Here is a 13,380-nt window from a genome sequence, read left to right on the forward strand (position 1 = left end):
CCGGCGGGGCCGGGGCCTACTGCTCCTCGAACAGGCTCGTCACCGAACCGTCCAGGAAGACCTCGCGCACCGCGTCCGCGATGGTCGGCGCGATCGAGAGCACCGTGATCTTGTCGAGCTCCAGCTCGCCCGGGGTCGGCAGGGTGTCCGTGAAGATGAACTCGCTGACCTTGGAGTTCTTCAGACGGTCGGCCGCCGGACCGGAGAGCACACCGTGCGTGGCCGTCACGATGACGTCCTCGGCGCCGTGCGCGAACAGCGCGTCGGCGGCGGCGCAGATGGTGCCGCCGGTGTCGATCATGTCGTCGACGAGCACGCAGACGCGGCCCTTCACGTCACCGACCACCTCGTGGACGGTGACCTGGTTGGCGACGTCCTTGTCGCGGCGCTTGTGCACGATGGCCAGCGGAGCGTCGAGGCGGTCGCACCAGCGGTCGGCGACCCGCACCCGGCCGGCGTCCGGGGAGACGACGGTGAGCTTGGAACGGTCGACCTTGGCGCCCACGTAGTCCGCGAGGATCGGCAGCGCGAACAGGTGGTCCACCGGGCCGTCGAAGAAGCCCTGGATCTGGTCCGTGTGCAGATCGACCGTGAGGATGCGGTCCGCACCGGCCGTCTTCATCAGGTCCGCGATCAGACGCGCCGAGATCGGTTCACGTCCGCGGTGCTTCTTGTCCTGACGGGCGTAACCGTAGAACGGCACGATCACGGTGATGCTCCGGGCGGAGGCCCGCTTCAGAGCGTCGATCATGATCAGCTGCTCCATGATCCACTTGTTGATGGGAGCCGTGTGGCTCTGCATCAGGAAGCAGTCGGCGCCGCGTGCGGACTCCTGGTAGCGGATGTAGATCTCGCCGTTGGCGAAGTCGAAGGCCTTCGTCGGGACGACCCCGATACCCAGCTTGTGGGCGACCTCCTCGGCAAGCTCGGGGTGGGCGCGGCCGGAGAAGAACATCATCTTCTTCTCGCCGGTCGTCGTCTTGGTCCCGGTCACAGCACTGTCTCCTCAGAGGTCTTCTCAGTGGGCGCGAGAGGCCTTCTCGGCTGGCTTGCGAGAGGTCTCTCAGCTGGGTACGGATGTGCACTTATCACGGTACGCCGTCCCAGGCGCGCCGCTTTTCGGTCAGCCTTCGTCTTCCGGTCCCCGGGAGGCGGTCTCCGCGGCCTTCGCCGCCGCGCTTCCCGGGCGCTTGCGGGCCACCCAGCCCTCGATATTCCGCTGCTGGCCGCGGGCCACGGCCAGCGAACCGGGCGGCACGTCCTTGGTGATCACGGAGCCGGCCGCGGTGTACGCGCCGTCCCCGACCGTGACAGGAGCCACAAACATGTTGTCCGAACCCGTACGGCAGTGCGAGCCGATCGTCGTGTGGTGCTTGTCCTGCCCGTCGTAGTTCACGAACACGCTCGCGGCACCGATGTTCGAGTACTCGCCGATCGTCGCGTCACCCACGTACGACAGGTGCGGGATCTTCGTGCCCTCGCCGATCGTCGCGTTCTTCGTCTCGACGTACGTGCCGACCTTGGCCTTCGGACCGATCCGGGTGCCCGGACGCAGATAGGCGAACGGACCCACCTTCGCCCCGGGTCCCACCTCGGCGGTGTCGGCCACCGTGTTGTCGACACGGGCGCCGGCGCCCACCCGGGTGTCCTTCAGCCGGCAGTTGGGGCCGACCTCGGCGCCCTCGGCGACATGCGTGGCGCCCTGGAGCTGCGTCCCGGGGTGCACGATCGCGTCCTGTTCGAACGTGACCGTCACGTCCACCCAGGTCGTCGCGGGGTCGACGACGCTGACCCCGGCCAGCATGGCCCGCGTGAGCAGCCGGTCGTTCAGGATGCGGCGCGCCTCGGCGAGCTGGACGCGGTTGTTGATCCCGGCGATCTCGCGGTGGTCGGCGGCGACGGCCGCGCCCACGCGGTGCCCGGCCTCGCGCAGGATCCCGAGCACGTCCGTCAGGTACTCCTCGCCCTGGCTGTTGTCCGTGCGGACCTTGCCGAGCGCGTCGGCGAGCAGCTGGCCGTCGAAGGCGAAGACGCCCGAGTTGATCTCGCGGATCGCGCGCTGCGAGTCGGTCGCGTCCTTGTGCTCGACGATCGCGGTGACCGCGCCGCCCGCGCCGTCGCGCACGATGCGGCCATAGCCGGTGGCGTCGGGGACCTCGGCGGTCAGCACGGTGACGGCGTTGCCGTCGGCGCTGTGGGACGAGGCCAGCGCGAGCAGGGTCTCGCCGCTGAGCAGGGGGGTGTCGCCGCAGACCACGACGACCGTGCCGTCCACGCCGCCGCCGAGCTCTTCGAGGGCCATCCGCACCGCGTGTCCGGTGCCGTTCTGCTCGGCCTGTACCGCCGTCCGGACGCCCGGGTCGATCTCCGCGAGGTGCCCGACGACCTTCTCGCGGGCGTGCCCCACGACGACGACCAGGTTCTCGGGGTCCAACTCGCGCGCGGAGGCGAGCACATGGCCGACGAGCGAGCGTCCGCAGATGTCGTGCAGAACCTTGGGTGTGGCCGATTTCATACGGGTGCCCTCACCCGCTGCGAGTACGACGACGGCGGCCGGGCGGATGGCGCTCACGGGGTTGCCCTTCGGCTGTGGATGGCTGGGGTGTGGACATCCGCAGGATACCGGGGCGAAACAGGAGCGATGTGGGAGAGGGTCCTGAGGGCACTGCCGGGGACGGGATCGACCGAAGCTCCCCCGCCAGGACTCGAACCCGGACAAATGGCACCAAAAGCCACGGTGCTGCCAATTACACCACGGGGGAATGAACCCGATCGAACCGGACATTCGGTCGGCTCGTCGAGTCGGCACCCAACACTATGCCGTACCGGGCGCCCTCCGTGCGACGGTACAACTCGGCGCCTCCGGCGCGGCAGATGACCACGTGGTCCGGTCGGCCGTCCGGGGCGCCGACGGTGTTCCCGGGGCCGGTGATTCCCGGCGGGGTGTGGTGTAGGCCAGTCGCGAAAACTCACCGGAAATGGTCCGGGGCGCAACCGTACGCTGGAGCCATGACCACGACGGGGGAAGAGCACACCGCGGCCGGGACCGGGCCGTGGTGGTGGGTCGGATGGCGTAGTGCCGTGCTGGACGCGGGGCTCGCTCTGGTGTCCGCGTTCGAGTGCGGCGGCGAGGGGGTCCGCTTCGCGCACGACGCGGGACTGCCCGCACCGGTGGGTGTCGCGTTCGGGGCGGTCTCCGGGTCCGTCCTGCTGGTACGGCGGAAGTGGCCGATCGCGGTCGTCCTGGTGTCCATCGCCGTCACGCCCGCCCAGATGGGCTTCCTGATGGGGCTCGTCGGGCTCTACACGCTCGCCGCGTCCGAGCTGCCGCGGCGCATCACCGCCGCGCTGGCCGGGATGTCCTTCGCCGGCATGCTGATCGTCACGTTCGTCCGGGCCCACCAGGGCGTGGTGCGCGGGGATGTGCCGATGGGGAACTGGCTGGTCCCGTTCGCCTCCATCACGACGGCGATCGGGATGACCGCGCCGCCCGTGCTGCTCGGGCTGTACATGGGGGCCAGACGGCGGCTCATGGAGAGCCTGCGGGAGCGGGCGGACTCGCTGGAGCGGGAGCTGCAACTGCTCGCGGAGCGGGCCGAGGAGCGGGCGGAGTGGGCCCGCAACGAGGAGCGGACCCGGATCGCGCGGGAGATGCACGACGTGGTCGCGCACCGGGTCTCCCTGATGGTCGTGCACGCGGCGGCGCTTCAGGCGGTGGCCCGCAAGGATCCCGAGAAGGCCGTGAAGAACGCCGCCCTGGTGGGGGACATGGGGCGGCAGGCGCTCACCGAGCTGCGGGAGATGCTCGGGGTGCTGCGCACCGTGGACGGGCTCGACCGGCGGGTGCCCGTGGTGCCGTTGGCCGCGGTGGGGGCCGCGGCGGCGGCCGCGGCCTCGCGGGCCGCGGACGCCTCCGGGGGCGGTGAGGGGCCGCGTCTGGCCGAGATCGACGAGCTGATCGGGCAGTCGGCGGCGGCCGGGATGGTCGTGGCGCTCTCGGTCGAGGGCGACCTGCGCGCGTACGCCCGTGAGATCGAGCAGACCGCCTACCGGGTGGTGCAGGAGGCGCTGACGAACGTCCACAAGCACGCGGCGGGCGCCAAGACGTACGTCCGGCTGGCGCATCGGGTGTCCGAGATCGCGATGCAGGTGGAGAACGAGTGTCCGCCGGAGGTGGGGGCGGGGTCCTCCGTGGGGCTGCCCAGCGGGGGGAACGGGCTGCTGGGGATGAAGGAGCGGGTGGCCGCGCTCGGGGGTGTGTTCGTGTCGGGGCCCACGGACGCGGGCGGGTTCCGGGTGTCGGCGGTGATCCCCGCGTAGCCCTCCGGGGTGTCACCGGGGTCGGGTGCGGTCCGGTGGGTGGGTCGGGGCCGTGCCGGTGCATCAGCCCGTCGCCGTTGGGTGAGGCGTGACCGTCGGTGGCGACGGGCATCGATGTACCGGCACGTCCCCTCGCGCCGAATTCCGGCTGATTTCAGCCCCTCCGGCGTTTGAGGAGCGGGGTCTGGGGCGGAGCCCCAGGGGTGGCCCGCCCTTCGGGTTCCGGGGACCAATCCAGCCCCTCCGGCGATTGAGGAGCGGGGGGCCGGGGGCGGCGCCCCCGGGGTCGGGTCGGGTAGGGGCGGAGGGGGCGAAGGGACGTTTGTCAGGTGGTGGTCAGGCGGGGTGGGGGCGTGCCGGTGAGGAGGGTGGTGAGGGCCGCGTCGATGTGCGGGCCGAGGAACCAGTCGCCGGTGTGGTCGAGGGTGTAGACCCGGCCCTCGGCGTCGATGGCGAGCAGCGCGTGGGAGTCGGGCTCCTCGCCGAGAGGGCAGACCTCGGTGTCGAGCGCGCGGCCGAGATCCCCGAGCGTGCGGGCCATGTGGAGCCCGTGCAACGGGTCGAGGTGGAGCGCGGCGGGCGCGAGCTGCCGCCCAGGCCCCGCGGAGCCGATCCGCAGCCCCCCGAACTCCGCCCACGCCTCGACCGCCGCCGGGAACACGGCGTGCCGGTGCCCGGCCGATGACTCGTGTCCGCGCAGTTCGTCGGCCCAGTACTCGGCCTGCTTTATGTCCCAGCGCCCGGGCTGCCATCCCGCCGACCGCAGCACGGCGTCCACGGGTTCGGGGAAACGGGAGGCGGGTCCCCCCTGGCCGGGTCTGGAGAAGAGGCTGGAGGAGGAGCGTTCGGAGTGCATCTGCCCTTCGTTCGTCGAGGGATGGGACTCGGCGTCGCGGGACGCCGTCATACGTACGGTCACGGGGGAGGGGGAGTTCAGGCGTCCGGTGCCGCCGGGTCGACGATGCGGACACCGAAGTGGCCGCTGAGAGCCGTGCACGAGCGGCAGGGGGCGGCGAAGCTGCCGTGCAGCGGGTCGCCGTCCTCGCGGATGCGGCGGGCGGTGAGCTTGGCCCCCTTGAGGGCCCTGCGGGCCTCGCCGTTGGTCATGGGCTTGCGGCCGGCCCGCTTGCTGCGCTCGGCGTCGGCGGCGGCGATCTGCCGGGAGATCAGGATGGCTTCGGCGCAGCGCCCGGTGAAGCGGTCGCGCTGCGCGTTCGTGAGGGTGTCGAGGAAGTCCTGGACCAGCGGGTGAAGAGCGGGTGGCTGGTCACCGCGGGCGGCCGTGCCGGTGAGGGTGGCGCCGCGGACGGAGAGGGCCGCGGCGATGGTGGGGAGTATGCCGTCGCGGCGGTACAGCAGAGCCGGCGCGTGCAGTGCCTCGGCGCTGCTCCACCCGACCCGGGGGTCCCCGGACGTGGCCGTATGCGTCGCGTTCATGATCGTCTTTCCCTCCCGTGCATCCCCCGGTGCGGAGACAGACTGCCAAATGCCGTGGCGGGAGCGGTAGCTGGGGCGCCGCGACACGCCAGGCCTTCGGCATACGGTCACTGCGAGGTGACGGCTGGTCACGGAACCGGAGGCCCGGTGACCGGTGTCGTACAACCGAATAGGCTGTCGACATCCGGGCTCCATCCAGCTCTTGAAGACGCCGTAACAGGGGGCAACCGCCATGACGACAGGTCGGCTCGGGCTGGGGGCACCTCCCAGCCCCCAGGCTGGGGGACAGGCCGCGCCGCCGAACGCGGCCTACGCCGGGCAGGTCGTGCACTTCCCGGATCCGGTCCGGGCAGCGCGCCACCCCAGAGGCGTACGGATCGACGAGCACGGCTATCCGGACTTCTCGCTCTACGCGCGTGCCGCGGCGGAGATCGCCGAGCCCCCGGAGGGCTTCGGCGTCGACGAGTTGAGGCTGACGGACTACGTCTCGGCGAACGCCGTGCTCGCCGCGTCCGGACACGAGCTGTGGGACACGATCCCCTCGGTCGCGACCCCGCACGGCTGGACGTGGCACCACGTGGCGGGCACCCGGCGTCTCGAACTGGTGCCGGTCGAGGTGAAGGCGCTGCTCCGTCACCACGGCGGTGTCGCGACCGCGGCCGTCGATCATTCCAAGCGCGGGACGCGGCCGTTGCAGGAGACGCGGCCCGCCCACTTCGGGCTGCCGAAGTCGTCGGTGGCGGTCACCGAGCAGCAGGTGCTGGCGGTCGAGGAGGACCTCGGCTACCGGCTGCCCGGTGCCTACCGGTCGTTCCTGAAGGCGGCGGGCGGGTGCGCGCCGGTGGGCGCGGCGCTCGACGCCGAGCTCGGACTCCTGCTGGACCAGCCGCTGTTCACCGTGCGCGACGAGGCCGCGGTCAACGACCTGGTGTACGTCAACAAGTGTCTGCGCGACCACCTGACGAAGGACTACCTGGGTGTCGGGTTCGTGCAGGGCGGTCTGCTGGCGGTGAAGGTGAAGGGCGACCGGATCGGTTCGGTCTGGTTCTGCGCGTTCGACGACGTCCGTGACCAGGACGCGTGGCCGCCCGCCGAGCGGGTGCAGCGGCTGCTGCTGCCGTGCGGCGACGACTTCGACCAGTTCCTGTCCCGGCTGGCCGGAAATCCGCCGGAGCTGGAGACGGTGGCGAATCTGATGGTGGACGGCGGCTTCGCGCACGCCGTGCCCGTCTCCTCGGTGTCTTCGGTGGGGGAGTGACGTTGCGATGGTGACCTTCGCGCAGGCGCAGGAGCGCGCGGAAGAGTGGATCAACGGGGACGTGCCCGCGTACCAGCACCGCGAGGTGCGGGTGCGCGAGTTCGAACTCGGCTTCGTCGTCTGGGCGGAGGACCGTGCCGAGGGGCCGCGTTCCGACGGGGGCGCGCAGCGGCTCGTCATCGCTCGGGACAGCGGTGAGGCCACGCTGTGGCCCGCGCTGCCCGTGGGCGAGGTCATCCGCCGGTACGAGGAGGAGTACGGGGTGCCTTCCGGCGCTCCGGAACCGGCGCCGGCGCCCGCGGCCCGGGTCGACCTGAACCAGACGTCGTTCCTGCTGAGTCCTCCGGAGTGGTTGCAGGAGGCCGCGGACAGGATGGGGATCCCGGACCGGCGCGCCGGGTCGGGATCGTCCGGCTCCGACGGGGCGGGTTCCCGTCCGGCCGCGGCCGCCTCGGCCGCCGGCTCCGCGAACGGGGCCGTCGGGGAAGGGAGTTCGCTGCCGGGTACGCCGGGTACGCCGGGTACGCCGGGCACTTCGGGTGCGCCGGAGGTGGCGCCGGTTCCCGGTGGGGCCACCGCGTGGCCGGACGCCGCGACCGACGACGCACCCGTTCCGCGGGACGCACGGCCGGACGTCCCCGCCGACGCGACCCCGTGGGCGGGGACGGACACGAACGCCGATCCCGGTGACGACCGTTCCGTGCCGCTGCCCGCGACCGTGTTCGCTCCGCCGCTCACGGACCTCGACGACTCGCGCACCCCGCCGCCCGCCGCCGCGTACGACCGGACCGCCATGATGTCCGGCGGCAGCCGGCTTCCGCACACGACGGTGTCGCCCGTGGCCGGGCCCCCGAACTCCCCCGCGCCGTCCGGCGCTTCGCAGGGCCACGGCCTGCCGGACACCGCGGCCTACAGCTATCCGCAGGGTCCCGGCGCGGGCCAGGGAACTCCGCCGCCCGGCGCCCCGGTTCCCGGCGGCCCGCACGGGACGCCGCCTCCGGGCGCGCCCGGGTACGGCTTCCCCCACGGTCCCGGCGCCGGTCCGGGTACTCCGCCGCCCGGCGCTCCGTCGGCTCCGGGAGTCCCCGGCACGCCGCCGCCCGCCGTGCCGTCGAGGCCCCTGGCCCCGAACGCCGGTGACATCGCCGACGCCGCGACCAGCAAGGCGCAGCCGCCCCGGGCGGCGCGCGGCGGCTCGGCCGGTGCTCCGCATCCGCCGAGCGCCCCTGGGGTACCCGGCGCGCGGCCGGGCGCCACGCCTCCGCCGGGGGTTCCCGGTGTCCCGGGCGCGCCCGCGGGCGGCTATGTGCCGACGCAGCTCGTCTCGCAGCTCGGGCCGGACGGACCCGAGGCGGTGCCCGGCCCGCCGCAGCCGCCCGGCGCCACGCCCCCTCCGGGCGGTGTCCACCATGCCGCCACGATGCTGGCAGGCCCCGCGGTGGGCGGCCCCGGCGCTCCGCAGCCGCCGGGCGTCCCCGGCGTCCCCGGCGCTCCCTGGCAGCAGCCCGCCCCGGGCGCGCCCGTCCCGCCGGGCGCCACGCCCGCGGGCGGAGCGCACCACGCCGCGACGATGCTGGCCGGTCCCCCCGCGGGCGGCCCCGGTGCTCCGCAGCCGCCGGGTGCGCCCGGTGTTCCCGGGGGCGCGCCCTCCGGAGAGGTGCACCACGCGGCGACGATGTTCGCCCCGCCGGTCGGGGGTCCCGGTGCGCCGCCCCCTCCGCAGGCCCCCGGCATGCCGCCGGGCGGCCCGCAGCCGCTGCCCGGACAGCCGTTCCCGGGTCAGCCGATGCCGGGTCAGCAGCCGGCGTACGGCTATCCGCAGACGGGGCAGCCGACCGTCGGGCCCGGCTATCAGGCCGTGCTGCGCTACCGGGCCCAGGACGGCTCCGAGCAGCAGCTGATCCGGCGGTCCGCTCCGGGTACGCCGCACCCGGAGTGGCAGATCCTGCACGAGCTGCGGGCGATGAACGTACCGCCGCAGCAAGTGCTGGAACTGCACACGGAGTTGGAGTCCTGTGAACTGCCGGGCGCGTACTGCGCGCGGATGATCAGGGAGACCTTCCCGCAGGCGCGGATCACGAGCATCGCCCCGTACGGCACGGACCACGCGAGCCGTCAGCAGGGGATGCGTCAACTTCTCGCGCACCAGGGCGAGTTGCACCAGGTGGCGGACGGGCCGGCGCGTCCGGCGCCGGTGCGGGCGCCGATCCCGCCGGTGCAGCCCGCGCCGCCGATCCCGCCGGAGGCGATCGCGCAGGAGCTGGCGGCGGCGTTCGGGCCGGGGATGTTCCGGTTCGACCAGGCGGCCGTGTCGCGGCAGGGCGTGCCGCCGATCGTGGCGCACGTCCTGGTCGTGGCGGGACTGCCGGTCGACATGGGGCCGTTCTTCTGGGCGCAGGCCCAGCCGGGCCGCCCGGTGCCCACCCTCGCCGAACTCGCGCAGGAGCGCGGGGTGCCGGCGTCCCAGGACGCGGGCTCGTACCTCGTGATGGGCAGCGACTTCGGCAAGGCGATCTGTGTCCAGTACGGCACGGCGAACATCGTCGCCGTGCCGGTGGAGGCCGGTCCCGGGGGCGCCCCCGTGCCGCCGCAGTTCGTGAACACCGGGCTGCCCGAGTTCGCTCGCTGTCTGGCGCTGCTCGGGCGGATGTGGCGGCTGCGGTTCGGTCTCAACCAGGAGCAGGCGGGCCGCTGGACCGTCGACTTCCAGGCCCAGCTCGCCTCGCTCGACCCGGCGGCACTGGCCTCCCCGGAGAGCTGGTGGTCGGTCCTGCTGGAAGAGATGTGGGACGGACTGCTCTAGAGCGCCGCCGGTCGCGGGACCGGCGAGAAGCAGGACGACGGCAGTACGGAGCAGGCGCCCGGCCCGGGTCACGGGCCGGGCGCCTCTTTCGTGCGCACCGGGGGCGCTGACCCCAAATGTCACGCCCTTGACCCGTCTCGTGCCAAATGGGCGGGCGGAGTGTCGCGTTATGAACACTTCCGCGTGATCCATCAAGATGTGCGCGAAATCGTCGTTTCGTGTGGGTCGGGCGGAGAGGGGTCCAAGGATGAGCAGCACACCGGTGTCGCCGTACGGCTTCGTGGCCGTACGGGGGCGTGGCTACCGTCCCGAACAGGTCGACGGGTACGCCGCCGCGCTCTCCCGGGACCGTGACGCCGCCTGGGAGCGGGCCGCCCGGCTCACCGTGCTGGCCAAGGACATGGAGGCCGAGGCGGAGCGGTTGCGGGAGGTCGTGACGCGGCTCGCCCCGCAGACGTACGAGGAGCTCGGCGAGCGGGCGCGGCGGATCCTCGCGCTCGGCGAGGAGGAGGCCGCGGCCCTGCTGGCGGAGGCCCGGCGGGAGGCCCGCGCGGAGGCCGAGACGGCCGAGGCGGTGGGGCGGGACGTGCGGGAGGCCGCGCGGGCGTACGCGGGCGAGGTGCGTGACGAGGCGGAGGAGTGGGCTCTTCGGCGGCTGCTGGACGCGCGGGCCGAGGCCGACGGGGTACGGGTCTCCGCGCGGCGCGAGGTGAAGGAGCACCGGGGGGAGGTGCTCACGGTGCTGCGCGAGGTGCGGCGGCGGACGGAGGCCGTCGTCACCGCGCAGGACGCGGAGCACACCGCGCGGTCGGCGGAGTCCGAGCGGGCCCTCGCGGAGCGCGAGGCCGCGTCCGAGGCGGGCCGGGGCGAGGACGAGGCCCGCGCCCTGGAGTCGCTCGCGCGGGCGGAGCGGGCCCTGGCGGAAGCCAGGGAGTGGGATCGGCACCGGCAGGAGGACGCCGCGGCGCGGGCCGCCGGGCTGGTCGCCGAGGCGCGGGTCTGTGAGGAGCGGGTCGCGCGGGAGACCGATCGGGTGCTGCGAGAGCACGGGGAGCGGTGGGATCACGTACGGGCCCACATGGACCACGTACGCAGCAGCCTCACGTCGCTCACCGGACGGGCCCCGGCGGAGTAGCCCCACGCTCCGCCGCTCCGTGACGGGTCCCCCACCCGGCCGCCCGCCCACTCGTCCCGGCCGGTCACACGGTCCCGTCGTCCCGGCCGGTGTCAGCGTCCCTTGCGTATCGCCCCCGCCAGGATCCAGCCCTCCACGGCCTCGTACTGCCTGCGCTGTTCCTCCGCCGCCCGGCGGCCCGAGGCCACCGTTCCGAGCCAGCCGTAGGCGAAGCCCAGCGGGATCGACACGATGCCGGTCGTGGTGAACGGGAACCAGTTGAAGTCGGCGTCCGGGAACGCGGCGATGGGGGAGCCGGAGACGAGGTTGGTGCCGGGCATGAGGACGAGGACGGTGAGGGTGCCGCCGATCAGGGTGGCGAGCAGGCCCGCGCGGGTGTAGCGGCGCCAGAAGAGGCTGTAGACGAGCGCGGGCGCGATCGCGGAGGCGCCGATGCAGAAGGACAGGGTGACCAGGGGCTGGAGGCTGTGGTGCTGGGCGAGGGTGGAGAGCAGCACGGCGGGCACCCCCACGGCCAGCGCGGAGAGCCGGGCGAGGAGCATCTCGCGGCGCGGGGAGAGCGCGTCGCCCCGGCGCCGCCCGCGAAAGAGCCGGCTGTGCGCGAACAGGTCGTGGGCGAGGGAGTTGGCGCAGGCCAGGATCATCCCGGCGACGGACGCGAGCAGCGTGAGGAAGATCGCTGTCGTGACCGTCGTGAACAGCAGGGTCTCGGCCGTTGAGACGGAGCTGCCGAAGGCGGCCCGGGATCCCAGCAGATAGGCCGTGTTGCCCTGCGGATCGGCCGCCGCGATCGCGTCACGGCCGATCAGGGCCGTGGCCCCGAAGCCGATGACGCTGACGATGAGGACGAACAGGGCCACGCAGGGGATCGCCCAGGACAGCGACCTGCGCACCTGACGGGCGCTGTCCGCCGTGTACATGCGCATGGTGATGTGCGGGAGGCAGGCGCCGCCGAGGACGACCGTCAGCTCCGAGGTGATCATGTCCAGGCGGGGGCTGGCGCCGCCCGCGAACTGGAGGCCGGAGTGCAGGAAGGCGTCGCCCACCCCGCTGTTGCCCGCGGCCGCGGTCAGCAGGCTGCCGGGGTTCCAGTCGAAGCGCTGGAGGACGAGGACGGCGACCACCGTGCCCGAGCCGAGCAGCATCACGATCTTGAGGATCTGGATGAGGGCGGTGCCCTTCATGCCGCCGATCGCCGCGTAGCTGATCATCAGCGCGCCGAGGCCGATGATGCAGCCGGTCTTGAGGGAGTCGGAGGAGAAGCCGAGGATGAACGCCAGCAGGTCGCCCGCGCCCGCCAGTTGGACCAGCATCAGTGGTAGCAGCGCCACGATGGTCACCGCGCAGGCCGTGTTGCGGACGGCGCGGCCGGGTGTACGGCGTGCGAGCGCGTCGCCCATGGTGAACCGCCCGGCGTTGCGCAGCGGTTCGGCCAGCAGGAACATCAGCAGCACCAGTGACAGGGCCGTGCTCAGGGCGAGCACCACACCGTCGTAGCCGGCCAGGGCGATGACACCGCCGGTGCCGAGCACGCTCGCCGCGGAGATGTAGTCCCCGGCGATGGCGAGGCCGTTGCGCATCGGGGAGAGCGATCCGTAGCCGGTGTAGAACTCGTCCAGGTCGTCGCGGTCCGGGCCGGTCATCACGCACAGCAGCAGGGTGACCGTGGCGACGGCCGTGAACGCCACGAGTGACATGGTCTGCGCGGACGTGGTGAACCCCGTCATCGTGCCGCCCCCCTCTTCGCGTCGAGTTCGCTCTGTCTGCGGATCCGGTCCGCGATCGGGTCGAGGCGGCGGCGCGCGGAGTGCTCGTACAGGGCGATGGCCAGGCAGGTGACGGGGACCTGGAGCAGGCCGAGCAGCAGGCCGGTCGACAGTCCGCCGGACACCGTGCCGGTCATGAGCGAGGGAGCGAAGGCCGACAGGACGAGGAAGAGGGTGAAGTAGCCGAGAGCGGTGAGGCTCGCGACGCGGCGCTGGCGGCGGTAGGCGCCGCGCAGGACTCTGATGTCGCTGTGCTGTCCCAGCGGCCGGTGGCGCGGTACCCGCCGTTGCGGGGGCTCGGGCGGCCGGGGCCGGGGCTGCCAGGGGTAGGTCAGCCGGGTGGGGTCGGGGGCCGGTTCGGGCGACGGGCGGCCGGGGTGCGGAAGGTCGTCCGCGTAGGGCTCGTACGGCTGGTACAGGGGGGCTCGCGGGGACGTGGGCGGCGGGTAGGACTGCTGATGCGGTTGCTGCTGACGGGGCCTTGGGTGTTCGGGGGACGAGAACGCGTCGGGCATCCCGGTTCTCCTTGCGTGGCTCGGGTCCGGGGCGGGACCGCAGGGAGCGGGGGGTGAGCAGCGCGCACGCTACTCGTAGGTAGCGGGGCCGCGCGACCGTTTCGCCGAACTGGGCGGCCGGTACGCGCTTACTTCGGTGACCTGGG

At 73.2% G+C, this 13,380-nt stretch carries 10 protein-coding genes and 1 tRNA gene; 4 read left to right on the forward strand and 7 right to left on the reverse strand.

Annotated features, from left to right (window positions below):
- Positions 1-16: 16 nt before the first annotated feature.
- The 3 genes from ACZ4AA_RS12960 to ACZ4AA_RS12970 form a co-directional block, all read right to left on the reverse strand.
- Complete coding sequence (locus ACZ4AA_RS12960) at positions 17-994, reverse strand: ribose-phosphate diphosphokinase (protein ID WP_467600001.1); 978 nt, start codon at positions 992-994, stop codon at positions 17-19.
- A gap of 129 nt (positions 995-1,123) precedes the next feature.
- Positions 1,124-2,572, reverse strand: a complete 1,449-nt coding sequence (gene glmU, locus ACZ4AA_RS12965) for a bifunctional UDP-N-acetylglucosamine diphosphorylase/glucosamine-1-phosphate N-acetyltransferase GlmU (protein WP_467600003.1) — start codon at positions 2,570-2,572, stop codon at positions 1,124-1,126.
- Positions 2,573-2,690: 118 nt separating this feature from the next.
- A tRNA-Gln gene (locus ACZ4AA_RS12970) sits at positions 2,691-2,762 on the reverse strand.
- Between the two features lie 247 nt (positions 2,763-3,009).
- On the opposite strand from ACZ4AA_RS12970, the gene ACZ4AA_RS12975 reads away from it, so the two are divergent.
- Positions 3,010-4,320, forward strand: coding sequence for a sensor histidine kinase (locus ACZ4AA_RS12975; protein ID WP_467600006.1), 1,311 nt, complete (start codon positions 3,010-3,012; stop codon positions 4,318-4,320).
- Positions 4,321-4,645: 325 nt separating this feature from the next.
- Here the strand turns inward: ACZ4AA_RS12975 and ACZ4AA_RS12980 are convergent, their stop codons facing one another.
- The gene (locus ACZ4AA_RS12980) at positions 4,646-5,176 is read right to left on the reverse strand and encodes an SUKH-3 domain-containing protein (RefSeq protein ID WP_467600364.1); all 531 of its coding nucleotides are present in this window, start codon (positions 5,174-5,176) and stop codon (positions 4,646-4,648) included.
- Positions 5,177-5,253: 77 nt separating this feature from the next.
- A complete protein-coding gene (locus ACZ4AA_RS12985; RefSeq protein ID WP_467600009.1) occupies positions 5,254-5,757 on the reverse strand; it encodes a YwqJ-related putative deaminase in 504 nt (167 codons plus the stop codon).
- Between the two features lie 232 nt (positions 5,758-5,989).
- Between ACZ4AA_RS12985 and ACZ4AA_RS12990 the strand changes: the two genes are divergently transcribed.
- The 3 genes from ACZ4AA_RS12990 to ACZ4AA_RS13000 all read left to right on the forward strand — a co-directional run bounded on the left by ACZ4AA_RS12990 (position 5,990) and on the right by ACZ4AA_RS13000 (position 10,953).
- Positions 5,990-7,015, forward strand: a complete 1,026-nt coding sequence (locus ACZ4AA_RS12990) for an SMI1/KNR4 family protein (protein WP_467600012.1) — start codon at positions 5,990-5,992, stop codon at positions 7,013-7,015.
- A 7-nt stretch (positions 7,016-7,022) separates the two neighbouring features.
- A complete protein-coding gene (locus ACZ4AA_RS12995) occupies positions 7,023-9,818 on the forward strand; it encodes an SUKH-4 family immunity protein (protein ID WP_467600015.1) in 2,796 nt (931 codons plus the stop codon).
- 247 nt (positions 9,819-10,065) lie between these two features.
- Positions 10,066-10,953: a cellulose-binding protein gene (locus ACZ4AA_RS13000; RefSeq protein WP_467600018.1), complete on the forward strand. Its 888-nt coding sequence runs from the start codon at positions 10,066-10,068 to the stop codon at positions 10,951-10,953.
- A gap of 92 nt (positions 10,954-11,045) precedes the next feature.
- On the opposite strand, the gene ACZ4AA_RS13005 is transcribed toward ACZ4AA_RS13000, so the two are convergent.
- A complete protein-coding gene (locus ACZ4AA_RS13005; RefSeq protein ID WP_467600021.1) occupies positions 11,046-12,680 on the reverse strand; it encodes a sodium/solute symporter in 1,635 nt (544 codons plus the stop codon).
- Positions 12,677-13,234: a DUF485 domain-containing protein gene (locus tag ACZ4AA_RS13010; protein WP_467600024.1), complete on the reverse strand. Its 558-nt coding sequence runs from the start codon at positions 13,232-13,234 to the stop codon at positions 12,677-12,679. The genes ACZ4AA_RS13005 and ACZ4AA_RS13010 overlap by 4 nt, the downstream gene beginning before the upstream one ends.
- Positions 13,235-13,380: the final 146 nt, after the last annotated feature.

The sequence above is a fragment of the Streptomyces sp. NPDC024698 genome (assembly GCF_055559015.1).

Excerpts from the sequence above, each read along its gene's own strand:
- ACZ4AA_RS13005 (WP_467600021.1), bottom strand. The coding sequence starts at position 12,680 with ATGACGGGGTTCACCACGTCCGCGCAGACCATGTCACTCGTGGCGTTC.
- ACZ4AA_RS12975 (WP_467600006.1), top strand. The coding sequence starts at position 3,010 with ATGACCACGACGGGGGAAGAGCACACCGCGGCCGGGACCGGGCCGTGG.
- ACZ4AA_RS12995 (WP_467600015.1), top strand. The coding sequence starts at position 7,023 with ATGGTGACCTTCGCGCAGGCGCAGGAGCGCGCGGAAGAGTGGATCAAC.
- ACZ4AA_RS12985 (WP_467600009.1), bottom strand. The coding sequence starts at position 5,757 with ATGAACGCGACGCATACGGCCACGTCCGGGGACCCCCGGGTCGGGTGG.
- ACZ4AA_RS12990 (WP_467600012.1), top strand. The coding sequence starts at position 5,990 with ATGACGACAGGTCGGCTCGGGCTGGGGGCACCTCCCAGCCCCCAGGCT.
- ACZ4AA_RS13010 (WP_467600024.1), bottom strand. The coding sequence starts at position 13,234 with ATGCCCGACGCGTTCTCGTCCCCCGAACACCCAAGGCCCCGTCAGCAG.
- ACZ4AA_RS12980 (WP_467600364.1), bottom strand. The coding sequence starts at position 5,176 with ATGCACTCCGAACGCTCCTCCTCCAGCCTCTTCTCCAGACCCGGCCAG.
- ACZ4AA_RS13000 (WP_467600018.1), top strand. The coding sequence starts at position 10,066 with ATGAGCAGCACACCGGTGTCGCCGTACGGCTTCGTGGCCGTACGGGGG.